Genomic DNA, 24,248 nt, shown 5'->3' on the forward strand with positions numbered 1-24,248 from the left:
TCATGGGAGCGCAACTCCGGGTCTACACGCAGAAGATCAAGTCCGCGCAGACGACGAAGAAGATCACCCGCGCGATGGAGCTGATCTCCGCGTCGCGCATCCAGAAGGCGCAGCAGCGGATGGCGGCGTCCGCGCCGTACTCCCGCGCCGTCACGCGCGCGGTCTCGGCGGTGGCGACGTTCTCCAACGTCGACCACATCCTCACGACCGAGCCCGAGAAGGTGGAGCGGGCGGCGATCGTCATCTTCGCCTCCGACCGCGGCCTCGCCGGCGCGTTCAGCTCCAGCGTCCTGAAGGAGTCGGAGCAGCTCGCCGAGCTCCTCCGCTCGCAGGGCAAGGACATCGTCTACTACCTGGTGGGCCGCAAGGCCGTCGGGTACTTCAAGTTCCGGAAGCGCTCCTCGGAGCGCATCTGGACCGGCAGCACCGAGAAGCCGGAGTTCGAGACCGCGAAGTCCATCGGCGACGCGCTCGTGGAGAAGTTCGTGACGCCGGCGTCCGAGGGCGGGGTGGACGAGATCCACATCGTCTTCAACCGCTTCGTGTCGATCGCGACGCAGAAGCCCGAGGTCGTCCGCCTGCTGCCGCTCGAGGTCGTCGAGGGGGTGGAGGCGCCCGGCGAGGGTGCCGTCCTGCCGCTCTACGAGTTCGAGCCCGAGGTGGGCGACGTGCTCGATGCGCTGCTGCCCGTCTACATCGAGAGCCGCATCTTCAACGCGATGCTCCAGTCGGCCGCCTCCGAGCACGCCGCGCGCCAGAAGGCCATGAAGTCGGCGAGCGACAACGCCGACAAGCTCGTGACCACCTACACGCGGCTGCGGAACAACGCGCGCCAGACCGAGATCACGCAGCAGATCTCCGAGATCGTCGGCGGCGCGGACGCGCTCGCCTCCAGCAAGTAACACTCCTGCTCCACGAATGAAGAAGAGAGACATCAATGACTGACACCGCCACTGCGCCGGTCGCCAGCGACAGCGTGGCCGGCGTCGGACGCATCGTCCGCGTCACCGGCCCGGTCGTGGACATCGAGTTCCCGCACGACTCGATCCCCCCGGTCTACAACGCCCTCAAGACCACGATCACCATCGGCGAGGAGTCGACGGAGATCACGCTCGAGATCGCGCTGCACCTCGGCGACGACGTCGTGCGCGCCATCGCCCTGAAGCCCACGGACGGCCTCGTCCGCGGCCAGGAGGTGCGCGACACGGGTGCCGCCATCTCGGTGCCCGTCGGCGACATCACCAAGGGCAAGGTCTTCAACGTCACCGGTGACATCCTCAACAACGAGGGTGGCGAGCCGATCGAGATCACCGAGCGCTGGCCCATCCACCGCAAGCCCCCGATGTTCGACCAGCTCGAGTCCAAGACGCAGCTGTTCGAGACCGGCATCAAGGTCATCGACCTCCTCACCCCGTACGTGCAGGGCGGCAAGATCGGCCTGTTCGGCGGAGCGGGCGTCGGCAAGACCGTCCTCATCCAGGAGATGATCCAGCGCGTCGCGCAGGACCACGGCGGCGTGTCCGTGTTCGCCGGCGTCGGCGAGCGCACACGTGAGGGCAACGACCTCATCATGGAGATGGAGGAGGCCGGCGTCTTCGACAAGACCGCGTTGGTCTTCGGCCAGATGGACGAGCCGCCGGGAACGCGTCTCCGCGTCGCCCTGTCGGCGCTCACGATGGCGGAGTACTTCCGCGACGTGAAGAACCAGGACGTGCTGCTCTTCATCGACAACATCTTCCGCTTCACGCAGGCCGGCTCCGAGGTCTCCACGCTGCTCGGACGCATGCCGTCCGCGGTGGGCTACCAGCCCAACCTCGCGGACGAGATGGGTGTGCTCCAGGAGCGCATCACGTCGACCCGAGGCCACAGCATCACGTCGCTGCAGGCCATCTACGTCCCTGCGGACGACTACACCGACCCGGCGCCGGCCACCACGTTCGCGCACCTCGACGCGACCACGGAGCTCAGCCGCGAGATCGCGTCGCGCGGCCTGTACCCGGCCGTCGACCCGCTGACGTCCACCAGCCGCATCCTCGACCCGCGGTACCTGGGCCAGGCGCACTACGACACGGCCACCCGCGTCAAGGCGATCCTGCAGAAGAACAAGGAGCTGCAGGAGATCATCGCGATCCTCGGCGTCGACGAGCTCTCCGAGGAGGACAAGGTCACGGTGTCGCGTGCGCGCCGCATCCAGCAGTTCCTCTCGCAGAACACCTACATGGCGAAGAAGTTCACGGGCGTCGAGGGCTCCACGGTGCCGCTGAAGAACACCATCGAGTCGTTCTCGAAGATCGCCGACGGCGACTACGACCACGTCGCCGAGCAGGCGTTCTTCAACGTCGGCGACCTCGACGACGTCGAGCGCCGCTGGTCCGAGATCCAGAAGGAGAACGGCTGACATGGCCCGCGCTGATCTCACGGTGACCGTGGTCTCGGCCGACCAGCAGGTCTGGTCGGGACAGGCGTCCATGGTCGTCGCACGCACGAGCGAGGGCGAGATCGGCATCCTCGCCGGTCACGAGCCGCTCCTGGCGATCCTCGCGACCGGCAACGTCCGCATCACGCAGGACGGCGGCGCCGTGATCACGGCCGACGCCGACGAGGGCTTCCTCTCGGTGGAGAACGACAACGTGACCGTGGTCGCGCGCAAGGCCGCGCTGGTCGCGTAGCATCACCTCCGTCCGACGGCGGGCGGTCCCCTCGGGGGCCGTCCGCCTTCGTGCGTCCGGGCGGGCGATGCTCGTCCCTGCCGACCCACCATCCGCCCCATCCGCTCCCGGAGGTCCCGTGCTCGTCCTGCTGCCCCCGTCCGAGACGAAGCGCGACGGCGGGACGGAGGGATCGCACCTCGACCTCGACCTCCTCGCCTTCCCCGAGCTGACGGCCGAGCGGCGGACGGTCGTGCGGGCCGTCGCCGACCTCGCCCAGGATCCCGTGGCCGCCGCGCGCGCCCTCAAGCTCGGTCCGCGCCAGGCCGGCGAGGTCGAGCGGAACCGCGTGCTCGAGTCCTCGCCGACCATGTCGGCGATCCGTCGCTACACCGGCGTGCTCTACGACCCCATCGGCGCCGACTCCCTGGATGCCGCGCAGCTCGCCTTCGCCGGTCGCCACGTGGCCGTGCACTCCGCGCTCCTCGGGCCCGTCCGGGCGACCGACCCGATCCCCGCGTACCGCCTCTCGCACGACAGCCGGGTGCCGGGCATACGGATGAAGGCGCACTGGGTGGCCTCGGTCCGCCGGGTGCTGGAGGGGATCCCTGGCCTCGTGCTCGACCTCCGATCCGAGGGATACGCGGCCCTCGGACCGCGTCCGGGACATGAGGACTCCGCCGTGGTGCGCGTGGTCGCCCGCGGCGCGGACGGCACCGTGCGGGCGCTCAACCACTTCAACAAGAAGGCGAAGGGCGAGCTGGTGCGGGCGCTGATCCTCGCCGGCCGCGACCTCGGATCCGTGGCGGAGCTGCTGGACTGGGCGGAGGACGCCGGCGTCGAGCTGTCACGCGGCGGCTCCGGCGAGCTCGTCCTGGTCGCCGCGCCGCACTGACGGCGCCCGGGGTCAGGCGGCCAGGTGGCAGCCGACGACGTGGTCGTCGACGAGGCCCGATGACTGCATGAGCGCGTAGACGGTGGTGGGGCCCACGAAGCGGAGGCCGTGCGCCTTCAGCTCGCGGCTGAGGGCCGTGGACTCCGCCGTGACGGCGGGGAGCTCGTCTGCCGTCGTCGGTCGTGGGCGGACCAGGGGATCGGACGCGTGCGCCCAGATCATCCGGTCGAGGGCGCCGTCCCCGTGCGCGTCGACGAGGGCACGCACGGCGCGCGCGTTGCCGGCGGCCGCGAGGATCTTCGCGCGGTTGCGGATGATCCCCGCGTCTCCCATGAGCCGCTCGACGTCGCCATCGTCCATGGCGGCGACCGCGTCGACGTCGAATCCGTGGAAGACCTCGCGGAAGCGCGGGCGCTTGCGCAGGATGGTGATCCACGACAGGCCCGCCTGGAAGCCCTCGAGGCAGAGCTTCTCGAAGAGCGGGCGGTCGCCGTGCAGCGGACGGCCCCACTCCTCGTCGTGGTACCTGCGGTACTCCGGGTCGGCGGCGGACCAGGCGCAGCGCGCGACGCCGTCGTCGCCGACGACGACCGACGCCCGGGTCATGACAGCACCGAGCCCTCGAGCGCGAGCAGGCGGACCTTGGTGGCGACCCCGTCACCCGCGCTGAAGCCGGTCACGCGCCCGTCGGAGCCGAGGACGCGATGGCACGGGACGAGGATGCAGAGCCGGTTGGCGCCGACGGCGCCGCCCACCGCGCGCGCCCCGCCGGGACGCCCCGCCGCCTGCGCGAGGGCGCCGTACGTCGTGACGCCGCCGTGGGGGACGCGGGCCAGCGCCTCCCAGACGGCGACCTGGAACGGGGTCCCGGTCAGGCGCACCGGGACGTCGAACGAGGTGCGGAGGCCGGCGAAGTACTCGCCGAGCTGCCGGGACGTCTCCGCGAGCACCGCGCTCGGCCTGTCGTCCAGGTGGTCGAGCGGCAGGACGCCGTCGGTCGCGATGGACAGGGCGACGACCCGGTCGCCCTCGGCCACGAGCTCCAGGCGGCCGACGGGGGAGGGCACCCGGAGGAGAGCGGCGCCGACGGGCAGGAGGCCCGCTGCGGGTGGGAGCGGACGGCGGGGATCGCCGTCTCGAGCAGGGGATCCGGGACGGTGACCGCCAGGCGGGGGCACGATCGGGCGCGCGGGGGCGACGGCGGGTGCGGAGGAGGGAGTCATGCGGCGACCGTACGACGGGCCGCGCGGATGGCGCCGGGGACGCCGTGGTCGGGGGAGCGATGGCGAGAGCCGCCGCCGGGGGAGGAGGCGGAGGAGCGCGCCGCCGTCACCGGGAGCGCCCGTGCCCGTCCTGCGTGTGGACCTTGAGGTAGACGAACGTCTCCGTGCTCACGACGCCATCGAGCGCGCGGATCCGCCCGTTGAGCAGCTCGACCAGCTCCTCGTCGTCCTCGCACACCACCTCGGCGAGCAGGTCGAAGGTGCCCGCCGTCATGACCACGTAGTCGACGGCGGGGATGTCCGCGAGGGCGTCCGCGACCACCCGCACGTCGCCGCTCACGGTGACGCCGATCATGGCCTGGCGGGTGAGCCCGAGCTGCTGCGGATCGGTGAGCGCGACGATGCGGATCACGCCCGCGTCCGTGAGCTTCTGCACGCGCTGCCGGACGGCGGCCTCGCTGAGGCCGACGGCCTTGCCGATCTCGGCGTACGACCGTCGCCCGTCCTCCCGCAGCTGCTCGACGATGGATCGGGAGATCGCGTCGACGGGGAGCCCGCGGGCGGAGGGGCGCTGCGGCGTGCTCATCGTCCGAGCATGGCAGTCCCGCGGTGGCCGGGCAACCGGATCCGCGGCGAGCGTCCCTCCCCGAGGTCCGGATGCCCCTTCTCGGCGCCGCACATGGACGCTGTCCGGCGGCGGCGCAGCAGCCGGCCAGGATGCGGCCGCCCGGTAGGATCCCTGTCAGCGCGTCCGGCCGCCCGAGGCCCGGCGCCGACCGCCCGACCGGGCGCCGAGCCCCGATGGAGCCGATGACGTGAGCGAGGGCTCCCACCGTTCCTCTCCCGCCGCCCGGGGATCGGCCGGCCTCGCGGTCGTGACGCCCCACGCCGTGGTGCTCCTGCCCGGCGGCGCCCCGACGCGCGTCGTGGAGGACCTCTGGCGCATCCTCGCGGATCCGGCCACCACGGCGGAGGCGGTCGTCGCGGCGCTGCCTCTGCGGGGCGCGGACGAGGTCGTCTCCTTCGCCGTGATCGTCCACGAGGCTGTGGGGTCGGAGGGCGCGCGCCTCCAGGTGGTGCTGCGCGGGGACGCGGTCGTGGACGCCGACGTCGACGGTGACGCGGATGCCCGCCGTGTCGACGCGCGGCGGGCCCAGCCCTTCTATCTCGCCACCCTCGACCGCGTGCGCGCGTACCGGGCCGGCCGCGCGGACGCCGAGGCGGGCGCGACCGCGAGCGGGGGCCTCCCCCTGATCGCGGGCGCCGTGGCCGCCGACGCCGTGGACTGGCGGCTCGGCGACGCGCGGTCCGGCGACGCGCGGTCCGGCGACGCGCGGTCCGGCGACGCGCGGTCCGGCGACGCCGCGGGCGCTCACGCGGACCGCCGCGGCGGCTCGCCCTCCGCTCGCCACGCGGCGCCGCCCGTCGACCCCGGCTCCGTCGACCCCGGCCTCGTCGCCACCGTCCTCGACGGGCCGGCGGATCCGGGGGAGCACGCGGGGGGACCCGATGCCCGCGAGGCCGAGGCCGAGGCCCGCGCCGGATCCGCCGGCGTCCCCACCGTCGCGATGCCCGCCGCGCCCGCAGCGGCCGAGGACGCGGACGCGGACGCCGCGCGCGTCATCCACGCGTTCCGCATCCTGCGCGACGGCGTGCCGCACGTCGATGCCGTCGTCCCCGACCGGATCCCCCTCGACGCGCCCGCGATCGTCGGCCGCCGCCCCCGACCTCCGCGCGTCGTCCGTGGCGTCGCCCCGCGGCTCGTGGCCGTGCCATCGCCGCTCGGCGAGATCTCCGGAACGCACCTCGGGCTCCGGCAGGACGCCGGCGTCATCGTCGTGACCGACCTCGACTCCACGAACGGCACCGTCGTGCTCGCGCCCGGGGCCGAGCACCTCGCGCTGCGTCCGGGGGAGTCGCTCGTGGTCGTCCCGGGCACGCGCATCGACATCGGCGACGGCGTCGTCCTCGAGATCCTGTCCGCCCGATGACCGCCATCGGAGCGGATGTCCCTGAGGCGTCCCTCGCCCTGCCTGACGGACGCACGCTCGTGCTCGGCTGGGCGTCCATGACCGATCGCGGGCTCCGCCGCGACCACAACGAGGACAGCGTGCTCGCGGCCGTGCCGTACTTCGCGGTGGCGGACGGGATGGGCGGCCACGCGGCGGGCGACGTGGCGAGCGACGCCGTCATCCGCCGCCTCGCCGAGGAGCAGGAGCGCGCGGAGTCCGGGTTCGCGGATCCCGAGGGCGTGGAGCCGGCGCTCGACCTGGCCGTCGGCGACATCCGCGAGGAGACAGGGGAGCTGGAGCTGCATGCCGGGACGACCGTCACGGGCGCCTGCCTGACCCTGGTGTCCGACCGCCCGTACTGGGCCGTCTTCAACGTCGGCGACTCGCGCGTCTACCAGCTCCGCGGCGACGTGCTCGAGCAGGTCACCGTCGACCACTCCGTCGTGCAGGAGATGGTGGACGCCGGCCGCATCACGCGCGCGCAGGCCGACCGGCACCCGGACGGCAACATCATCACCCGGGCGGTGGGCGTCGGCGACGCCGCCGAGGCGGACTACTGGCTGCTGCCCGTGACCGCGCGGCTGCGGCTGCTGGTCTGCTCCGACGGGCTGACCAAGGAGCTGGCAGACGCGGAGATCCGCGGGCACCTGCTGCGCGCCGACGACGCGGCGACGGCGGTGCGCGACCTGGTCGTGCACGCGCTGGAGAACGGCGGGCGCGACAACGTGACGGCGGTCGTGGTCGACGTGCTGCGGATCGACCCGGCCGCCGACGCGTCCGAGGCCCCGCGTCGCCGAGGCCTGCGGCGCTGAGCCCGGGGCGGCCGGTCCGCGACGCCTGCGCTAGGCGTGCAGCGCGTCGTTGAGGATCGAGCCGCCGCCGCGCCGCGGGACCGCCTCGACGGCCCCGGTGAGCGAGTTGCGGCGGAACAGGATCCCGGGCCGCCCGGACAGCTCGACGGCCTTGACCTGCGGCACGGTGCCGTCCGGACCGGGCGCCTCGCCCGCGAGCCGGACCTTGGTGCCGGCCGTCACGTAGAGGCCCGCCTCCACGACGCTGTCGTCGCCGATGGAGATGCCGACGCCCGAGTTCGCGCCGAGGAGCGCCCGCTCGCCGATGACGACGCGCTGCGTGCCGCCGCCCGAGAGCGTGCCCATGATGGAGGCGCCGCCGCCGACGTCCGAGCCGTCGCCCACGACGACGCCCTGCGTGATGCGCCCCTCGACCATGGATGCGCCGAGCGTGCCGGCGTTGAAGTTGACGAAGCCCTCGTGCATCACGGTGGTGCCGGGCGCGAGGTGCGCCCCGAGCCGCACGCGCGAGGCGTCGGCGATGCGCACGCGGTCGGGCGTGACGTAGTCCAGCAGGCGCGGGAACTTGTCGATGCCGTGCGCGGCGATGCCCGCTCGCTGGAGCGACGGTCGCAGCCGGTCGAAGTCGTCGGGGTGCACGGGCCCGGCGTTGGTCCACACGACGATGGGGAGGTGGCCGAAGATCCCGTCGAGGGAGATCGTGTTCGGCGCCACGAGCAGATGGCTGAGCAGGTGCAGCCGGAGGTACGCGTCGGGCGTCGACGTGGGGGGCGTCCGCAGGTCGATCTCGACCGTGACGATGTCGATCGTCACGCCGCGTCGCGGGTCGGCCACGGCGAGCTCCTCGATCCAGGCCGGCGCGATCCAGCGGTCGCGGCCGGCGGGCAGCGACCCGAGCTCGGGCGCGGGGAACCAGGTGTCGAGCACGGTGCCGTCCGAGGCGACGGTCGCGAGGCCGTATCCCCACGCGGATCCGGAGGCGGGAGCGGAGGCGGGCGCGTCGGACGAGGGCGAATCGGGGGAGGCCATGCGGCCAGCGTACCGATCGCCGTGGCCCGTCCCGGGTCCTCCCCAGGACCGCGTGCCGCCCCCGACCTAGGATGATCCGCATGCCGACCGAGACGCCCCCCGTACCCGTGCTCGACCTCGCGGCGGGGAGCGTGGAGGTCACCCGCGCGATCTGCGACATCGAGTCCGTCTCCGGCGACGAGGCCACGCTCGCCGACGCCATCGAGCGGGCCCTCGCCGGCTGCGCGCACCTCCAGCTGGAGCGCGACGGCGACGCGGTCGTCGCCCGCACGCACCTCGGCCGCGACCGCCGCGTCGTCGTCGCCGGCCACATCGACACCGTCCCGCTCAACCGCAACCTGCCCACGCGCATCGAGCACGAGGACGGCGTCGAGTATCTCTGGGGGCGCGGCACGGTCGACATGAAGGCGGGCGTCGCCGTGCAGCTCGTGCTGGCTGCCGAGCTCGTGGATCCCGCCTACGACATCACCTGGATCTGGTACGACCACGAGGAGGTGTCCGACAGCCTCAACGGCCTCGGCCGCCTCGCCCGCACCCGCCCCGAGCTCCTCGAGGGCGACTTCGCGATCCTCGGCGAGCCGACGCGCTCGGAGATCGAGGGCGGCTGCAACGGCAACCTCCGCGTCGAGGTCCGCGCCTTCGGGAAGCGCTCGCACTCGGCCCGCTCCTGGGTCGGCGAGAACGCCATCCACCGCATCGCGCCCGTGCTCGACACGCTGGCCGCGTACGAGGCGCGCGAGGTCGAGGTCGACGGCCTCGTCTACCGCGAGGGCCTCAACGCCGTCGGCGTCTCCGGCGGCATCGCGGGCAACGTGATCCCCGACGAGGCCATGGTGCACGTCAACTACCGCTTCGCCCCCAGCCGGTCCGGCGCCGAGGCCGTGGACCACGTCACGAGCCTCTTCCCCGGCTTCGAGGTCACGGTCGTCGACCTCGCGGAGGGCGCGCGACCCGGCCTCGACGCCGAGATCGCGCAGCCGTTCCTCGCCGCGGTCGGCGGGGAGGCGCGCCCCAAGTACGGCTGGACCGACGTGGCCCGCTTCAGCGCGCTCGGCGTCCCGGCGGTGAACTACGGCCCCGGGGATCCGCTCCTCGCCCACCACGACGACGAGCGCGTCGACGTCGCCCAGATCACGTCGTGCGAGCGCGGGCTGCGGGCGTGGCTGACGGCGCGCTGACCCGGCCGGTCGGGCGCCCGGCGCCGCTCGACCTGCCGGACGCAGGACCCGCCGGACGCGTCCCCTGGTGGGCGGCGGTCCTCGGCGTCTACGCCGCGAGCCGCGTCCTCACGACCGTGCTGATGCTCGTCTCGGCCCGCAGCCAGATCCGCACCCGGTGGGCCCCCGCGTCACCGTCCTACCTGCAGTACGCCACCTTCTGGGACGCCGGCTGGTACCGCGACATCGCGACCTTCGGCTACCCGACCGTGCTGCCCGTCGACGCCGCGGGCCACGTGCAGTCGAACCCGTGGGCCTTCCTGCCCGTCTACCCGGCCATCGTGCGCGCCATCCAGGACGCCACGGGCGCGCCGTTCGACGTGACCGCGGTCGCCGTCTCGGTGCTCGCCGGCGGCGGCGCCGTGCTCGTGCTGCACCGCCTGCTGTCGCGCGTCCTCTCGCCCTCGTCCACCCTCACCGCGGTGGTCATCGTCTGCGTGGCCCCGGTCTCGCCGCTCTTCCAGATCGCGTACGCGGAGAGCCTGCAGACGCTCCTGCTCCTCACAGCCCTGCTGCTCCTGGTCGAGCGGCGCTACGTGCTGCTCGCGCCCGTCGTGGTGGTCATGGCGTTCACCCGCCCCCTCGGCCTCGCCTTCGCGCTCGCGCTGGTGCTGCACGGCGCCCACCGGATCGCGACGGCCCGCCGCGATCCGTTCCCGCCCGCGGAACGGGCCCGGCTCGTCCTGGCGACGACCTCCGCCGTCGCCGCGGGCGCCGCGTGGCCGGTGATCGCCTGGATCCGCACGGGCTCCTTCACGGCGTACACCGACACGGAGCTCTCCTGGCGCGCGGCGTACGTCGGCTACCGCCACCTCGTGCCCTTCGAGGCGTGGTTCGACGCGGGCGACTTCTGGATCGGCGGGATGGCGGGCGCGATCGCCGTGCTGCTCGCCGTGGCGGCGTTCGTCCTGATCCTCCTGCGCCCCTCCGTGCGCGCGCTCGGCCCCGACCTCCGCATCTGGATCGCGTCCTACGGCCTGTACCTCTTCGCGGTCTTCTTCCCGCAGTCGAGCGTCTTCCGTCTGCTCCTGCCCATGATCCCGCTGGCCGGGGCGCTCGCCGTGCCCCGGTCGCGCGCGTATCGCGTCGCGGTCGTCGTCGCCATGGTCGTCGGCCAGTGGATCTGGATCGACGTCTTCTGGCGTGCCACCGCGGGCGACTGGACGCCGCCGTGACCCGACGCCCGCGACTCCTCCCGGCCGCCTCGCCGCGCCCCCTCCACCGCCGGATGGGGGCGCGTCGGCCGTAGCACGGAGCCGCGCGTTCATCGGGGAGCGTGTCCATGCGGGATAATAGACGCACATCCACGAAAGGGGAGCCGAATGGCAGCCATGAAGCCCAGGACCGGCGACGGACCGATGGAGGCCGTGAAGGAGGGCAGGCTCATCATCGTGCGCGTGCCCTTGGAGGGAGGCGGACGACTCGTCGTCTCCGTCAACGACGCCGAAGCGAAGGAGCTTCACGACGCCCTCGCCGCGGTGACCAGCGCGAGCTAGTCGAGACCGCATCACGCGACACCGCCCGCCCCGTCGACGACGGGGCGGGCGGTGTCGTCTGCGCGGGGCTCCCGGCGACGGCGGTCGAGGGAGGGGCGGAACGCGACGGTCAGCGCCCGGTCTTGGCGATCTGCAGCAGGCCGTCGCCCGCGGGCGACAGCGACGCGACCACGGCGCCCGATCCCGCCGTCTCCTGCACGAGCGTGCGGAACGCCGCCGTCTGCGCGTCCCGCGCGGCCGGGTTCTGCACGCGTCCGCGCCAGAGCGCGTGCGGCACGAGGACGAGCCCGCCGATGCGCGCGAGGCGCAGGCCGTGCTCGACGTACTCGATGACCTGGGCGGGATCCGCGTCCACGAGCACGAGGTCGTAGCTCGCGTCGCTCATCCGCGGCAGCACGTCGAGGGCGCGGCCCGTGATGAGGCGCACGCGGTTGGCGGGCACCTCGGCGTCCGCGAGGATCTCGCGCGCGGCCTGCTGGTGGTCGAACTCGACGTCGATGCTGGTGAGCACCGCCCGCGGTGCGCCGCGGAAGATGCATAGGCCAGAGACGCCCGCGCCCGTGCCGATCTCGATGACGCTGGTCGCGCGCGTCGCCGCCGCGAGGAGCGAGAGCTGGGCGCCGACGGCGGGGGAGACGGCCTCGATGCCGAGCTCGCGGGAGTGCTGGCGCGCCAGGGCGATGTGCTCGTCCTCCACGACGACGTCCTCGGCGAACTTCCACCCGGTCTCCTGGTCGGACACGCGGCACCTCCCTCTTCCGGGTCCCCAGGGTATCGGCCCGGCGGCACCCGCCCGACCGGCGGGTGTCCGGTGCGGATCGGATGTGCGCCTCCCGCTGACCGGACCCTGCGGACGGGCTCGGTCCGGGCGTCGACCGGCTAGCCTGTGATCATGTTCGGCCTGACGTTCGAGAAGCTGATGCTCATCGGCATCATCGCCGTGTTCCTGCTCGGCCCCGAGCGGCTGCCGGTCTACACCCAGAAGCTCGCGGATCTGGTGAAGGCCGCGCGGCGCATGGCCACCGGCGCCCGGGAGCGCATGCGCGACGAGCTCGGCCCGGAGTTCGACGAGGTCGACTGGAAGAAGCTCGACCCGCGCCAGTACGACCCGCGCCGCATCATCAAGGAGGCGCTGTTCGAGGACGAGCCCGTCGTCACGAAGCCGCGCGTCCCCGTCGAGACCACCATCGCCCGCCGCCAGCGCCTGGAGCGCGAGGCGGCCGCCGCGTCGGCCCAGCCCGCTCCCTTCGACGCCGAGGCCACCTGACGCGCGTGATCCGTCCCACAGCGTCGTCGGGGCTCCCGTCGCACCTCAGCCGTTCCCGCTGAAGCGCGCGTCCACCGCCTTCGCCTCCTCGCGGAGGGCGTCCACGACGGCGCGCACCGACGGCCGCTCGGCGCGGTCCGGGCGCAGCAGCACGTGCAGGTGCCGCTTCGACGTCACGCCCGACAGCCGCTTGACCACCACGCCCTCGTGCGAGCCGGCGGTGTACCGGGGCAGCAGCGCGATCCCGTGCCCCGACGCCACGAGCGACTCCGTGATGCGGGTGTCGCTGAAGCGCTGCACCACGCGCGCGGGCGCGCCCACGGCCTGCTCGATGTCGAGGAGGATCCGGTCGAAGGGCAGGCCCTGCGGCACGCCGATCCACGACTCGCCGCTGAGGTCGGTCGGGCTCACCGACGCACGCCCGGCTAGGCGGTGGTCCGCGGGCATCGCCACGTCGAGCGGCTCCACCATGAGCGGCACGATCACGAGGCCGAGACCGCGCCACGTGCCGGCGCCCGCGAGCGAGTGGGCGATGACCACGTCGAAGTCGGCGGTGAGGTCGGCGAAGGCGCGGGACGCCGGATCCCGGTCGCTCGCCCGCAGCGTGAGGTCGGGGATCCCGGCGACCCGGTCGAGGAGGCCGGGCAGCAGCATCTGCGCCGCGGTGGGGAACGTGGCGAGGGTGACCTCGCCGGACGGCTGGTGCCGGAAGTCCTCCCACAGGGCCTCGGCGCGCGCCACGGCGACCGCGATGTCGGTCGCCGTGCGGGCGAGGGCTCGACCGGCGTCGGTCAGCACGATCCCTCGCCCCGAGCGCTCCGTGAGCGGCACGCCGGCCTCGCGCTCGAGCACCTTGAGCTGCTGCGAGACGGCGGACGGGGTCCGGCCGGCGGCGCGCGCGACGGCGCCGACGCTGCCGCGGTCGGCGAGCTCGCGGAGGAGCTCCAGGCGACGGATGTCCATGAAGGCAGGCTACACAACCAGGCAAGGACTATGAGCTTGTCCTGAACGGTGCGCGGTGGTCCCATGGAGGTGCGGCGGAATGCGCCGCCATCCGCCTTCTCGCAGGAGCACCACCATGACCGTCTTCCTCATCGCCATCGCCGCCCTCTCCGTCTCCGCCATCGCCGGCACCGTCGTCGTCACGGCGCGCGACGGCTACCGCGCGCTGCCCACGCGCACGCACCGCAGCCACGTGTAGGCAGCGCCCGCAGCACGCACGAGGAGGACGGCAGCCCGCGGGCTGCCGTCCTCCTCGTGCGTCATGGGGTCGTCGTCGGGTCCCTCGGGGCCTAGGAGACGGACAGGCCCAGCCGCCGTCCCGCGAGGCCGCGACCGCGGGAGGCGAGGTGGTCCGCGACGCGGAGGATCTGCACCGCGGCGGGGTCCTCGGGCGCGGCCAGCACGAGCGGCGCCCCGGCGTCGCCGCCCTCGCGGAGCGACATGCTGAGCGGCACGCTCGCGAGGAGCGGCACGGGCTCGTCCTGCCCCGCGGACAGCCGACGCGCGACCTCCTCGCCGCCGCCCGCGCCGAAGAGCTCCAGCACGGATCCGTCGGGCTGCGCGAACCCGGCCATGTTCTCGACGACGCCGGCGACGCGCTGGCCCGTCTGCCGCGCGACCAGGCCGCTGCGCTCGGCCACGTCGGCTGCGGCGGGCTGCGGCGTCGTGACGACGAGCACCTCCGCGTTCGGCAGGAGCTGGCCGACCGTGATCGCGACGTCGCCCGTGCCGGGCGGCAGGTCGAGCAGCAGCACGTCGAGGTCGCCGAAGAAGACGTCGGTGAGGAACTGCTGGATCGTGCGGTGCAGCATGGGCCCGCGCCACGACACGGCGGTGCCGCCGGTGGCGTCGGGATCGAGGAACATGCCGATCGAGATGACCTTCACGCCGTGCGCGACGGGCGGCAGGATCATGTCGCCGACGCGCGTGGGCTGCGCGGTGCGGCCGTCGGCGTCGACCAGGCCGAGGATCCCCGGGATCGAGAAGCCGTGCACGTCGGCGTCGACGAGGCCGACCGCGAGGCCCTTCGCCGCGAGCGCGACCGCGAGGTTCGCGGTGAGCGTGGACTTGCCGACGCCGCCCTTGCCGCTCGTGACCGCGTAGACGCGCGTGAGGCTGTCGGGGCCGAACGGGATGCCGCGCTGGGCGGCGGGACCGCGGAGCCGTTCGGTGAGCGCGCGACGCCGCTCGGGGCTCATCACGCCGACCGTGAGCTCGAGCCGCGCGACCCCGGGCACGGCCTCGACGGTCTCGCGCACGTCGCGCTCGATGGAGGTCGCGGCCGGGCAGCCGACGATCGTCAGCGCGATGTCCACGTGGGCCACGCCGTCCGCCTCGACGCGCACGTCGGAGACCATGTCGAGCTCGGTGATGGGGCTGCGGATCTCGGGATCCACCACGCGGGCGAGCGCGCGCCGCACGGCGTCCGCCGTCAGCGCCCCGGAGCCGCCGGCCTCAGCGGGCATGCGTCCTGCGGGTCGTGCCGTCGGCGTCGTCCGCCTCGGGATCGTCGCGGCGGTCGAGCTCCTCGAGCAGCTGGCGCAGCTCGGCGCGGATGAAGTCCTTCGAGGCCACGTCCTTCATCTGGAGGCGCAGCGACACGACCTCGCGGGCGAGGTACTCGACGTCGGCCACGTTGCGCTCGGCGCGCTGCCTGTCCTGCTCGATCTGCACGCGGTCGCGGTCGTCCTGGCGGTTCTGCGCCAGCAGGATGAGCGGGGCCGCGTACGAGGCCTGCAGCGACAGGATCAGCGTGAGCGCCGTGAAGCCGAGGGCCGCCGAGTCGAAGCGCGCCGATTCCGGACCGTAGGTGTTGTAGCCGATCCACGCGACGCAGAAGAGCGTGAGGCCCACCAGGAACCACGGCGTGCCCATGCCGCGGGCGATGGACTCGGTGAAGCGGCCGAACCGGTCGCGGCTCGCGCGGTTGCGCATGGGGAGGACGGTCGTGCGGAGGCCCTTGGGCGCGTCCAGGCGGACGTCGCGGTTACTCTGCCGTGCCACGGGGGATCCTCCGTCCTCGTACGGGTCCTGCGGTGGGGATGGCGGCCGTGGCCGTGCCGTGGAAGCGGGCCGTGGCGCGCTTGCGCGTCTCGCGTTCCGCGTCGGCGCTCCGCCAGTCGTCGGGCAGGAGATGGTCGAGGACGTCGTCGATGGTGACGACGCCGACCAGACGGTGGTTCTCGTCCACCACGGGCACCGACACCAGGTTGTAGCTCGCCATGATGCGCGACACCTCGGCTGCGCTCGTGTCCGCGCGCACCGGTTCCAGGCCCTGGTCGAGCAGGGTGCCGAGGCGCTCGTGGGGCGGGTAGCGCAGCATCCGCTGGAAGTGCACCATCCCCAGGAAGCGTCCCGTGGGCGGCTCGTACGGCGGCAACGTGACGCAGACCGCGGCGCCGAGCGTGGGCGCGAGCTCGTGGCGGCGGATGAGCGCCAGGCCCTCCGCGACGGTGGCGTCGCCCGACACGATGACGGGATCCGTCGTCATGAGGCCGCCAGCGGTGTCCGGCGCGTAGCTGAGGAGCATGCGGACGTCGTCCGCCTCCTCCGGCTGCATCAGCTCGAGGAGGGTCTCGCCGCGCTCGTCCGACAGCTGCGCGATGAGGTCGGCCGCGTCGTCGGGCTGCATCTGGTCGAGCACGTCGGCCGCGCGGTCGTCGTCGAGCGTGGCCATGATCTCGACCTGCTCGGCCTCGGGCATCTCCTCGAGCACGTCGGCCAGGCGCGCGTCCGGCAGCTCCTCCGCGACCTCGAGGCGGCGCGCCTGGGGGAGGTCGAGGAGGGTGTTGGCGAGGTCGGCGGGCAGCAGGTCGGAGTAGGCGGCGAGGAACTGGGAGGCTGACTGGGCGACCCCGTCGTCCTGGAGCTCCGCCACCTCCTCCCACGTGGCGAACATGGTCGCGCCCTTGGCGAAGGGGGACGGGCTCGTGCGCGGGCGGCGGCAGAAGAGCTGCGAGACCTCCCACTCGGCCTGGCCGGACTCCTCGATGGCGACGTCCTCGATGACGGCGTTCCCGGATCCGTCGCGCATGCTCACGCGACGCCCGAGGATCTCGGCGATGACGCGCACCTCGCCCCCGCGCTGCTCGAAGCGGCGCAGGTTGATGAGGCCGGTGGTGATGATCTGCCCGGAGCCGATGCTCGTGACGCGGCCGATGGAGAGGAACACGCGGCGCTTGCCGGGGATCTCGACGATGAGGCCCACGACGCGCGGCGGATCGTCCTTGCGGTAGACGACGAGCACGTCGCGGACGCGCCCGACGCGGTCTCCTGCGGGGTCGAACACGCTGCACCCGGCGAGCCGGGCGACGAAGACTCGGGAGGCGCTCACAGAGTCAATCTAGTCGCTCGCCCAGCGCCCGCCCGGCACCCCGTGGAAGACTGGACCGGTGACCAACCCGCTCCTCGGACGCCCGTCCCGTGCCCGCATGCCGAAGCTGCCGAAGGGGGAGCCCGTCGCCACCTACGAGACGTACGACGAGGCCCAGAAGGCCGTCGTCACGCTCGCCGAGGCCGACTTCCCGGTGACGCAGGTGAGCATCGTCGGCAACGAGCTGACGAGCGTCGAGCGCGTCACGGGGAAGCTCACCTCCGCCCGGGCCGCGGTCGCGGGAGCCGCGAGCGGCGCGTGGCTCGGACTCTTCCTCGGCCTGGTCACGTTCCTGTTCTCGCCCGTGCCGAACATCTCCTTCGTCGTCGGAGCGGTCATCATCGGCGTCGGCTTCGGCGCCATCTACGGGATCGTCAGCTACAGCATCACGCGCCGTCGCCGGGACTTCACCTCGGTGATGCAGGTCACGGCCACGAGCTACTCGGTGGTCGTCGAGCCCGACTCGATGCACCGCGCGCGCGACGTGCTCGGCATCGGGGGAGCGAGCACCTCCGTCTACGGGGAGCCCGTGGTCACCGCGCCGCCGACCGCGCCGCCCGTCTCGCGTCCCGTCGGCCCGTACGGGGAGCGCGTGCCCGAGCCCGGCGCGTCGGACGCCCCCGAGCCGACCGCGCCGCCCACGTCGACCGACCGTCCCGTGGGGGAGCAGGGCGCGCAGGGCGCCTGATCCCCGCGCGCCCCGCCCACCGCGGCGGCTAGGCGCGTCCGGCCATCCACGCCTCGACCTCGTCGGCCGTGCGCGGGATCCTCGCGGACAGGTTCTCCGCCCCGTCGCGCGTCACGAGGATGTCGTCCTCGATGCGCACGCCGATGCCCCGGAAGCGCTCGGGCACCGTGAGGTCGTCGGGCTGGAAGTACAGGCCGGGCTCGATCGTGAATACCATGCCGGCCTCCACGATCCCGTCGATGTACATGTCGCGGCGGGCCTGCGCGCAGTCGTGCACGTCGAGGCCGAGGTGGTGGCTCGTGCCGTGGACCATGTAGCGGCGGTGGTGCTGGTTGTCGGCCTCGAGCGCCTCCTCCGCGGTGACGGGGAGCATGCCCCAGTCGGCGGCCTTGCGGGCGATGACGTCCATCGCGGCGGCGTGCACCTCGCGGAAGCGGATCCCGGGCCGCACGATCGCGAGCGCCGCGTCGGCGGCCTCGCGCACGGCCTCGTAGACCTCGCGCTGCACGTCGGTGAAGGTGCCCGAGACGGGGAGCGTGCGGGTGATGTCGGCGGTGTAGAGGCTGTCGAGCTCGACGCCGGCGTCGATGAGGATCAGGTCGCCCTCGACCACGCGGCCGTCGTTGCGGGTCCAGTGCAGGATGCAGGCGTGCGGGCCGGACGCCGCGATCGTGTCGTAGCCGACCGCGTTGCCGTCGGCCCGGGCGCGGGCGTTGAAGACGCCCTCGACGACGCGCTCGCCGCGCGCGTGCGCGACGACGGCGGGCATGTCGGCGATCACGTCGGAGAAGCCGCGGCCGGTGGTGTCGACGGCCTCGCGCATCTGGCGGATCTCGTACTGGTCCTTGACGAGGCGGAGCTCGGAGGCGTCGCGCGCGAGGAGGGCGTCCCCGTCGGCGGGCTCCTGGTCGCTCGCGTCGTCGTCGTCGTCGGTGGCGGCGGCGGCGCGGGCGTCGTCCACGCGCGCGGCGAGTGCCGGGTCGGCCTCGCGGATCACGCGCACGGGACCCGTCGCGGCGATGGCGGCGTCCACGTCGGCGAGGGGCGCGGTGGCGATCCCGAGGTCGGCCGCGACCTGGCGGAGCGAGGGGCGCGGGCCGATCCAGAACTCGCCGATCTCGGCGTTGGCGTAGAACTCGTCGCTGTCGCGGCCGGCGCGCTCGCGGAAGTAGAGGGTGGCGTCGTGCGCTGATCCGTCGGCCGCGGATCCCTCGGCCACCGGCTCGAGGACAAGGACGGCGCCGGGCTCGCTGTCGGCGCCCCATCCGGTGAGGTGGGCGAAGGCCGAGTGCGCGCGGAACGGGAAGTCGGTGTCGTTGCTGCGCTGCTTGAGGCGGCCGGCGGGGATCACGAGGCGCGTGCCGACGTGGAGGGCGGAGAGGCGGCGGCGGCGGTCGGCGGCGTAGGGCGCCTGCTCGCGCGCCGCCGGGTCGACCTCCTCGCGGTCTGCCCAGTTCGTGGACACGAAGTCGCTGAAGGCCGTGCTCGCGGGCGTGGTGCTGCGGTTGCTGGTGGCGCGGGGGACGGGCGCGTCGCCGGATCCGGGCGCGGAGACCGCGGGGGCCGCGGTCTCGGTCGTCGCCAGGGGCGCGGCCGGATCGGCGGCGATCTCGGCGGGGGCGGTCTCGGACGCGGTGTCGGTGTTCTCGGCCATCCGTCGATCATCCCACCTGCGCGCGACGCCGAGGCGGGGCGGCGGCGCTCAGCGCAGCGGCGTGAGCTGCGCGATCACCGGGCGGTGGTCGCTGCCGGCGCCGTCGCGGTCCTCGACGACACGGAAGCCCGTGACCGCCCACCCGGGCGTGGCCATGATGTGGTCGATGGGCGTGCCGAGGAGCGCGGGGAGCCCCGTGGGCCAGGTGCCGACGGCGCCGTTGCCCGACGCGCGTCCGGCGTCCACGCACTTCCCGAGGTCGGTGACCTGGTCGCGCTCGGTGGGCGCGCCGCCGTACCGGCTCATGTGGTCGAGCGTCGCGTTGAAGTCGCCCGCGATGATCACGTTGCCCTCGTCGCAGCGCTGGCCGAGCCACGCGAGGTCGGCGCGCCAGTTGTCCATCTGCTCGGGGATGGGGGAGACGGGGTGCACGGCCATGATGACGGGGCCGTTCCCGTCGACCGGCTCCATGATGACCGTGGGCAGCACGCTCGTGGTGCCGCGCGACTCGTCCATGCGGTAGTCGCCGTAGGCCGCGCTGATGAGGATGGTGGTGGAGCGGGCCGCGGCCACGTCGTCGAACGCCGCGGTGCGCACCCACATGGGCCGTCCCGCGTCGCGCATGAGCACCGCGATCTCCGCGCCGGTCTCCTCGCGCGTCTCGGGGAGCGTGATGACGTCGGCCCCGGACTCGATGGCGAGGTCGGCGACCGCGCGGGCGCCGGTCGCGCCGCCGAGCGTGTTCCAGGTCAGCACGGTGACGTCGTCGTCCTGCGCCTCCTGGAAGGCCGTGTCGCCGAGCCCGCGGGTGGCGAGCACGGCCGAGTTGGCGCCGATGAACAGCACGAGCAGCACGGCGATGCTGCCGAGGAGACGGCGGCCGGGGCGGATCGCGAGGCAGAGGACGAGGGTCAGCACCAGCACGGCGGCCGCTGCGGCGACGAGGCCGCCGCGGATGGCCACGGCGTGGGCGACGAGGTACGTCTGCTCCAGCCCGAGGAGCTGCGGCCAGGTGACGATGAGGAGCCCTGCAGCCGTGACGAGGATGACTGCTGCTCCGACGATCCGACCCATGACGTCCACCACACTATGGCGGCTCTCTGGGAGAGCGCCGCCGCGGGCCCCGGCCAGGCGGGCGGCATCGGGCCGCCGCCTAGGATGGAGGGATGCCGGAGCAGCAGCCAGGTCCCATCGACCTGCACACGCACAGCTCCGTCTCGGACGGCACCGAGACCCCCGTCGAGCTCGTCGCGCAGGCAGCCGCGCAGGGCCTGTCCGCCGTGGCGCTCACCGACCACGACTCCACCGCGGGCTGGGGCGATGCCTCGGCCGCCGCGCTCGTGCAGGGCATCACGCTCGTCCCCGGCATGGAGATGAGCACGCAGCTCGAGTACGCGAGCGTCCACGTGCTCGCGTACCTCTTCGATCCGGAGGACGCGGACCTCGCGGCGATGACCGCCCGCGTCCGCTCGGAGCGCATGACCCGCGCCGAGGCGATGGTGGGCCGCATCTCGCGCGACTACGACCTCACCTGGGCCGACGTGCTCGCGCAGACGACGCCCGGCAGCACCATCGGCCGGCCCCACATCGCCGACGCGCTCGTCGCCCGCGGGCACGTGCCGACGCGCACGGCCGCGTTCGAGAGCATCCTGCACTGGCAGGGGGGCTACTACCGCCCGCACTACGCGCCGGATCCGATCCTCGGCGTCGAGCTGATCACGGCGGCGGGCGGCCTGGCCGTCCTCGCGCACCCAGGCGCCCGCGGGCCCGAGCGCGTGCTGTCGGACTCGCGCATGACCGCGCTCGTCTCCGCCGGGCTCTTCGGCGTCGAGGTGCGGCACCGCGACAACCCGCCCGCCTCGCGCGTGCGCCTCACGGAGCTGGCGGAGCGGTTCGGGCTCGAGATCACGGGATCCAGCGACTACCACGGCGCGGGCAAGCCGAATCGGCTCGCCGAGAACACCACAGAGCCCGCGGTGCTCGCCCGCATCGTCGAGCGCGCGACGGGCTGGGCGCCCGTCGTGCCCGTGCCCGCGGCCTGACCGCGACCGGCGACGCACGGGCCGGGCACGACGGAGGGGCCGCATCCGGTGGATGCGGCCCCTCTCCGTGCGATCCGCGCGGCGGGGCGCTAGGACGTCGCGGTGGGGCGGTCGCCGCCCGAGCGGCGACGGCGGTTGCGCGAGCGCGGGCGGGTCTGTCCGTCGGAGTGGGGCGCGTCGTGGCCGCCCGCCGTGTTCGGCTGCTCGCTGCCGATCGTCGCGGTGGCGTCCGCGGGCGCGGTGGCCGACGCGGTCGACGTGCTGCGGCTGCGCGAGCGGTCGCGGTCCCCGCCACCGGTGGAGGACGCGGTCGAGGAGGAGCGGCTGCCCGAGCGGTCGCCGCCCCGGTCGCCGCCGCGTCCGCCGTCCCGGCTCCCGCCGCGTCCGCCGTCGCGACCCGAGTCGGAGCCGCGGCTGCCCGGGCGCTCGCGCGGGGTTCCGTCGGGGTTGACCGTCGGGGTCGCGCGGAGGCGGCCCTTGGATCCGGCCGGGATGTCGAGATCGGTGTAGAGGTGCGGCGAGGACGAGTACGTCTCGGTGGGCTCCGGCTGGCCGAACTCGAGGGCGCGGTTGATGAGCGCCCACTTGTGCAGGTCGTCCCAGTCGACGAACGTGACCGCGATGCCGGTCTTGCCCGCGCGGCCCGTGCGGCCGACGCGGTGCAGGTACGCCTTGTCGTCCTCGGGGATGGTGTGGTTGATCACGTGGGTGACGTCGAGCACGTCGATGCCGCGCGCCGCCACGTCGGTGGCGATGAGGATGTCCTTCTTGCCGGCCTTGAACGCGGCCATCGCGCGCTCGCGCTGCTCCTGGTTCAGGTCGCCGTGCACGGCGGCGGCGTTGAAGCCGCGGTCGTTGAGCTCCTCGACGAGGCGGGCGGCGGCGCGCTTGGTGCGCGTGAAGATGACGGTCTTGCCGCGGCCCTCGGCCTGGAGGATGCGGCCGATGACCTCGTCCTTGTCCATGTTGTGCGCGCGGTAGACGAGGTGGCGGATGTTCGCCTGCATGAGGCCCTCGTCGGGGTCCGTCGCGCGGATGTGGATCGGCTTCGTCATGAAGCGGCGGGCGAGCGCCACGATCGGGCCCGGCATGGTGGCCGAGAACAGCATGGTGTGGCGCACGGCCGGGGTCTGCGCGAAGAGCTTCTCGATGTCGGAGAGGAACCCGAGGTCGAGCATCTTGTCGGCCTCGTCGAGCACCATCTCGCGCACGTTCTGGAGCGAGAGCAGGCGCTGGCCCACGAGGTCGAGGAGACGGCCCGGCGTGCCGACGACGATCTGCGCGCCGGCCTTGAGCTGCTCGATCTGCCCCTCGTACGCCTTGCCGCCGTAGATGGAGACGACCGTGGTGGCGCGGTGCTTGGTGGCGATCTGGAGGTCCTCGGTGACCTGGACGGCGAGCTCGCGCGTCGGCACGACCACGAGCGCCTGCACGCCGGGCTCCGGGGTGAGGCCGAGCCGCTGGATGAGCGGGAGGCCGAAGCCGAAGGTCTTGCCGGTGCCCGTCTTGGCCTGGCCGATGATGTCCTGGCCGGAGAGCGCCAGGGGGATGGTCTGCTCCTGGATGGGGAAGGGTTCGAGGATCCCGTGGTCGGCCAGCGCCTGCACCATGTCCTCGTCGATGTTCAGTTCGGTGAAAGTCACGTTGTGCCCTGTCTAGCGGTGCGGTCCACGCCCGGACTGCTTCTCTGCGGGCGCGATGGGGCCCTTCCGTTGAGGGACCACGGGCGAGTTTAGCGGGCGGGCGCCCGATGGCCGCCTCCGCCGCCCTATACGCTGGCCACGTGCTCAAGATGTTCGGACGCCGGTCGACGACGATCGAGGCGCCCCGGGTCAGGTCCCGCGGCGAGTCGAAGCGTCGATCCCCGGCGACGACCGTGAGCGTGGACGACTTCTCGCCCGACACCCTCCGCTTCCTCGGGGCCGTCGCCTACCTGCAGCTGACGGTCTTCGAGACCCTCTCGCGCGCGGTCGCCGAGGCGCCGGACCTCGCGGGCAAGGAGGCCGTCTCGACCGCCGCCGGCATCGCGCTCGGCAAGCACCAGGCGCTCGCCGCGGAGATCAAGCGGCAGGACGGCGACCCGAGCGTCGTCATGGAGCCGCACCGCGCTGCGTTCGACCGGTTCACCGCCACCGTCGCGGGCGCCGACTGGTACGAGTGCCTGCTCTCCGCCTACATCACCACGGGGCTGCTCGACGACTTCTTCGTGCGCCTCGCCTCGGGGCTCCCGTCGGACCAGCGCCAGCGCGTCGTCGTGCTGCTGTCGTCGGGCGTGGGGCAGCAGGGCATCGTCGACGCGGTGCGCGCCGGGATCCGCCGCGACCCGCGCCTCGCGTCGCGTCTCGCCATGTGGGGCCGCCGTCTCGTCGGCGACACGCTGCTCGTCGCGGGGACGGCCATGCGCGCCTCCCTCGCCGACCCGGACGACGCTCGCGTGCATCTCGAGCCCGTGTTCGCGGGGATCATCACGGCCCACACCCGGCGGATGGACGCCCTCGGGCTCACGGCCTGACGCGGCCCGCCGGCTCCGGCCCGGCACGCGACGACGCCCGGTCCCCTCGACGGGACCGGGCGTCGTCGCGTGCGGGTGATGTCAGCCGCCGATGGCTGCCAGGTCGCGGGCGTCCGCGGAGGAGCGTCGACGGCCGAGGAGCAGGTCGGTGCCGGCCGCGACGAGCGCCGAGAGCGCGAGCGTCGCGATCCAGATGACCCCCTGGTCCCAGCGGAGGCCGGCCCACGTGAGCGCGACCCACGCGACCATGGCCGTGACGGTGCCCACGGCGGGGACCAGCAGAGCGCCGTGCGTGGCGCGGTGGGGGAGCGCGTAGCGCGCGACGATGCCGATGAGGGCGCCGAAGATCGCGACGAAGAGGAGCTCCACGGGTGTGGG

27 protein-coding genes are annotated in these 24,248 nt (G+C 73.6%); 14 read left to right on the forward strand and 13 right to left on the reverse strand.

The features are described from left to right. Nucleotides 1-2 precede the first annotated feature (2 nt). The 4 genes from K0V08_RS01535 to yaaA all read left to right on the forward strand — a co-directional run bounded on the left by K0V08_RS01535 (nucleotide 3) and on the right by yaaA (nucleotide 3,543). Complete coding sequence (locus K0V08_RS01535) at nucleotides 3-902, forward strand: F0F1 ATP synthase subunit gamma (RefSeq protein WP_012037854.1); 900 nt, start codon at nucleotides 3-5, stop codon at nucleotides 900-902. A gap of 35 nt (nucleotides 903-937) precedes the next feature. Next, nucleotides 938-2,398, forward strand: a complete 1,461-nt coding sequence (gene atpD, locus K0V08_RS01540) for a F0F1 ATP synthase subunit beta (RefSeq protein ID WP_012037855.1) — start codon at nucleotides 938-940, stop codon at nucleotides 2,396-2,398. Nucleotide 2,399: 1 nt separating this feature from the next. Then, nucleotides 2,400-2,669, forward strand: a complete 270-nt coding sequence (locus K0V08_RS01545; protein ID WP_012037856.1) for a F0F1 ATP synthase subunit epsilon — start codon at nucleotides 2,400-2,402, stop codon at nucleotides 2,667-2,669. Nucleotides 2,670-2,787: 118 nt separating this feature from the next. Next, on the forward strand, nucleotides 2,788-3,543 hold the full coding sequence (yaaA, locus tag K0V08_RS01550; RefSeq protein WP_079532539.1) for a peroxide stress protein YaaA: 756 nt from the start codon (nucleotides 2,788-2,790) through the stop codon (nucleotides 3,541-3,543). A gap of 12 nt (nucleotides 3,544-3,555) precedes the next feature. On the opposite strand, the gene K0V08_RS01555 is transcribed toward yaaA, so the two are convergent. From K0V08_RS01555 to K0V08_RS01565, 3 genes are all read right to left on the reverse strand, one after another. After that, nucleotides 3,556-4,149: a DNA-3-methyladenine glycosylase I gene (locus K0V08_RS01555; RefSeq protein ID WP_079532541.1), complete on the reverse strand. Its 594-nt coding sequence runs from the start codon at nucleotides 4,147-4,149 to the stop codon at nucleotides 3,556-3,558. Then, entirely contained in the window at nucleotides 4,146-4,766 is a 621-nt protein-coding gene (locus K0V08_RS01560; protein ID WP_079532543.1) for a methylated-DNA--[protein]-cysteine S-methyltransferase, read from the reverse strand. The genes K0V08_RS01555 and K0V08_RS01560 overlap by 4 nt, the downstream gene beginning before the upstream one ends. Before the next feature lie 106 nt (nucleotides 4,767-4,872). Next, entirely contained in the window at nucleotides 4,873-5,352 is a 480-nt protein-coding gene (locus tag K0V08_RS01565) for an Lrp/AsnC family transcriptional regulator (protein WP_012037860.1), read from the reverse strand. Nucleotides 5,353-5,581: 229 nt separating this feature from the next. Between K0V08_RS01565 and K0V08_RS01570 the strand changes: the two genes are divergently transcribed. Beyond that, nucleotides 5,582-6,757: an FHA domain-containing protein gene (locus tag K0V08_RS01570; RefSeq protein ID WP_079532546.1), complete on the forward strand. Its 1,176-nt coding sequence runs from the start codon at nucleotides 5,582-5,584 to the stop codon at nucleotides 6,755-6,757. Next, on the forward strand, nucleotides 6,754-7,590 hold the full coding sequence (locus K0V08_RS01575; RefSeq protein WP_012037862.1) for a PP2C family protein-serine/threonine phosphatase: 837 nt from the start codon (nucleotides 6,754-6,756) through the stop codon (nucleotides 7,588-7,590). The genes K0V08_RS01570 and K0V08_RS01575 overlap by 4 nt, the downstream gene beginning before the upstream one ends. Nucleotides 7,591-7,620: 30 nt before the next feature. Here K0V08_RS01575 and dapD read toward each other — a convergent pair whose 3' ends face one another. Then, entirely contained in the window at nucleotides 7,621-8,619 is a 999-nt protein-coding gene (gene dapD, locus K0V08_RS01580; protein WP_079532549.1) for a 2,3,4,5-tetrahydropyridine-2,6-dicarboxylate N-succinyltransferase, read from the reverse strand. A gap of 80 nt (nucleotides 8,620-8,699) precedes the next feature. Between dapD and dapE the strand changes: the two genes are divergently transcribed. From dapE to K0V08_RS01595, 3 genes are all read left to right on the forward strand, one after another. After that, on the forward strand, nucleotides 8,700-9,797 hold the full coding sequence (dapE, locus tag K0V08_RS01585; RefSeq protein ID WP_012037864.1) for a succinyl-diaminopimelate desuccinylase: 1,098 nt from the start codon (nucleotides 8,700-8,702) through the stop codon (nucleotides 9,795-9,797). After that, a complete protein-coding gene (locus tag K0V08_RS01590) occupies nucleotides 9,779-11,011 on the forward strand; it encodes a hypothetical protein (protein WP_012037865.1) in 1,233 nt (410 codons plus the stop codon). The genes dapE and K0V08_RS01590 overlap by 19 nt, the downstream gene beginning before the upstream one ends. Nucleotides 11,012-11,158: 147 nt before the next feature. Then, a complete protein-coding gene (locus tag K0V08_RS01595) occupies nucleotides 11,159-11,332 on the forward strand; it encodes a DUF3117 domain-containing protein (RefSeq protein ID WP_012037866.1) in 174 nt (57 codons plus the stop codon). A 109-nt stretch (nucleotides 11,333-11,441) separates the two neighbouring features. On the opposite strand, the gene K0V08_RS01600 is transcribed toward K0V08_RS01595, so the two are convergent. After that, nucleotides 11,442-12,074 carry an O-methyltransferase gene (locus tag K0V08_RS01600; RefSeq protein WP_012037867.1) on the reverse strand — a complete coding sequence of 211 codons (633 nt, stop codon included), beginning with the start codon at nucleotides 12,072-12,074 and terminating at the stop codon, nucleotides 11,442-11,444. A gap of 150 nt (nucleotides 12,075-12,224) precedes the next feature. Between K0V08_RS01600 and K0V08_RS01605 the strand changes: the two genes are divergently transcribed. Continuing rightward, entirely contained in the window at nucleotides 12,225-12,599 is a 375-nt protein-coding gene (locus K0V08_RS01605) for a twin-arginine translocase TatA/TatE family subunit (RefSeq protein ID WP_012037868.1), read from the forward strand. Nucleotides 12,600-12,644: 45 nt separating this feature from the next. Here K0V08_RS01605 and K0V08_RS01610 read toward each other — a convergent pair whose 3' ends face one another. Further along, nucleotides 12,645-13,562: a LysR family transcriptional regulator gene (locus K0V08_RS01610; RefSeq protein ID WP_079532551.1), complete on the reverse strand. Its 918-nt coding sequence runs from the start codon at nucleotides 13,560-13,562 to the stop codon at nucleotides 12,645-12,647. 115 nt (nucleotides 13,563-13,677) lie between these two features. Between K0V08_RS01610 and K0V08_RS16055 the strand changes: the two genes are divergently transcribed. Continuing rightward, entirely contained in the window at nucleotides 13,678-13,800 is a 123-nt protein-coding gene (locus K0V08_RS16055) for a hypothetical protein (protein WP_255522660.1), read from the forward strand. A 91-nt stretch (nucleotides 13,801-13,891) separates the two neighbouring features. Here K0V08_RS16055 and K0V08_RS01615 read toward each other — a convergent pair whose 3' ends face one another. Genes K0V08_RS01615 through K0V08_RS01625 form a run of 3 tightly spaced genes read right to left on the reverse strand, consistent with a single transcriptional unit; the run spans nucleotide 13,892 to nucleotide 16,935 of the window. Continuing rightward, nucleotides 13,892-15,067: an Mrp/NBP35 family ATP-binding protein gene (locus K0V08_RS01615; protein WP_079532553.1), complete on the reverse strand. Its 1,176-nt coding sequence runs from the start codon at nucleotides 15,065-15,067 to the stop codon at nucleotides 13,892-13,894. Next, nucleotides 15,057-15,605: a DUF1003 domain-containing protein gene (locus K0V08_RS01620; RefSeq protein WP_012037872.1), complete on the reverse strand. Its 549-nt coding sequence runs from the start codon at nucleotides 15,603-15,605 to the stop codon at nucleotides 15,057-15,059. The genes K0V08_RS01615 and K0V08_RS01620 overlap by 11 nt, the downstream gene beginning before the upstream one ends. Further along, nucleotides 15,589-16,935 carry a magnesium transporter MgtE N-terminal domain-containing protein gene (locus K0V08_RS01625; RefSeq protein WP_012037873.1) on the reverse strand — a complete coding sequence of 449 codons (1,347 nt, stop codon included), beginning with the start codon at nucleotides 16,933-16,935 and terminating at the stop codon, nucleotides 15,589-15,591. Before K0V08_RS01625 ends, K0V08_RS01620 begins: the two co-directional genes overlap by 17 nt. A 58-nt stretch (nucleotides 16,936-16,993) precedes the next feature. On the opposite strand from K0V08_RS01625, the gene K0V08_RS01630 reads away from it, so the two are divergent. Then, the gene (locus tag K0V08_RS01630) at nucleotides 16,994-17,662 is read left to right on the forward strand and encodes a YflT domain-containing protein (protein ID WP_012037874.1); all 669 of its coding nucleotides are present in this window, start codon (nucleotides 16,994-16,996) and stop codon (nucleotides 17,660-17,662) included. A gap of 28 nt (nucleotides 17,663-17,690) precedes the next feature. On the opposite strand, the gene K0V08_RS01635 is transcribed toward K0V08_RS01630, so the two are convergent. Further along, nucleotides 17,691-19,316, reverse strand: a complete 1,626-nt coding sequence (locus tag K0V08_RS01635; protein ID WP_079532555.1) for an aminopeptidase P family protein — start codon at nucleotides 19,314-19,316, stop codon at nucleotides 17,691-17,693. 48 nt (nucleotides 19,317-19,364) lie between these two features. Then, nucleotides 19,365-20,390 carry an endonuclease/exonuclease/phosphatase family protein gene (locus K0V08_RS01640; protein WP_043560712.1) on the reverse strand — a complete coding sequence of 342 codons (1,026 nt, stop codon included), beginning with the start codon at nucleotides 20,388-20,390 and terminating at the stop codon, nucleotides 19,365-19,367. 92 nt (nucleotides 20,391-20,482) lie between these two features. On the opposite strand from K0V08_RS01640, the gene K0V08_RS01645 reads away from it, so the two are divergent. Next, nucleotides 20,483-21,358: a PHP domain-containing protein gene (locus K0V08_RS01645; protein WP_012037877.1), complete on the forward strand. Its 876-nt coding sequence runs from the start codon at nucleotides 20,483-20,485 to the stop codon at nucleotides 21,356-21,358. An 89-nt stretch (nucleotides 21,359-21,447) separates the two neighbouring features. Here K0V08_RS01645 and K0V08_RS01650 read toward each other — a convergent pair whose 3' ends face one another. After that, nucleotides 21,448-23,001 (reverse strand): DEAD/DEAH box helicase, encoded by a 1,554-nt coding sequence (locus tag K0V08_RS01650; RefSeq protein ID WP_079532557.1) that lies wholly within the window; start codon nucleotides 22,999-23,001, stop codon nucleotides 21,448-21,450. Nucleotides 23,002-23,150: 149 nt separating this feature from the next. Here K0V08_RS01650 and K0V08_RS01655 point away from each other — a divergent pair, with 149 nt between their 5' ends. Further along, nucleotides 23,151-23,870: a ferritin-like fold-containing protein gene (locus K0V08_RS01655; protein ID WP_227267281.1), complete on the forward strand. Its 720-nt coding sequence runs from the start codon at nucleotides 23,151-23,153 to the stop codon at nucleotides 23,868-23,870. Between the two features lie 81 nt (nucleotides 23,871-23,951). Here K0V08_RS01655 and K0V08_RS01660 read toward each other — a convergent pair whose 3' ends face one another. After that, nucleotides 23,952-24,239: a hypothetical protein gene (locus K0V08_RS01660; RefSeq protein ID WP_079532561.1), complete on the reverse strand. Its 288-nt coding sequence runs from the start codon at nucleotides 24,237-24,239 to the stop codon at nucleotides 23,952-23,954. Nucleotides 24,240-24,248 lie beyond the last annotated feature (9 nt).

Source organism: Clavibacter michiganensis (genome assembly GCF_021216655.1).
GTDB classification, from domain to species: Bacteria; Actinomycetota; Actinomycetes; order Actinomycetales; family Microbacteriaceae; genus Clavibacter; species Clavibacter michiganensis.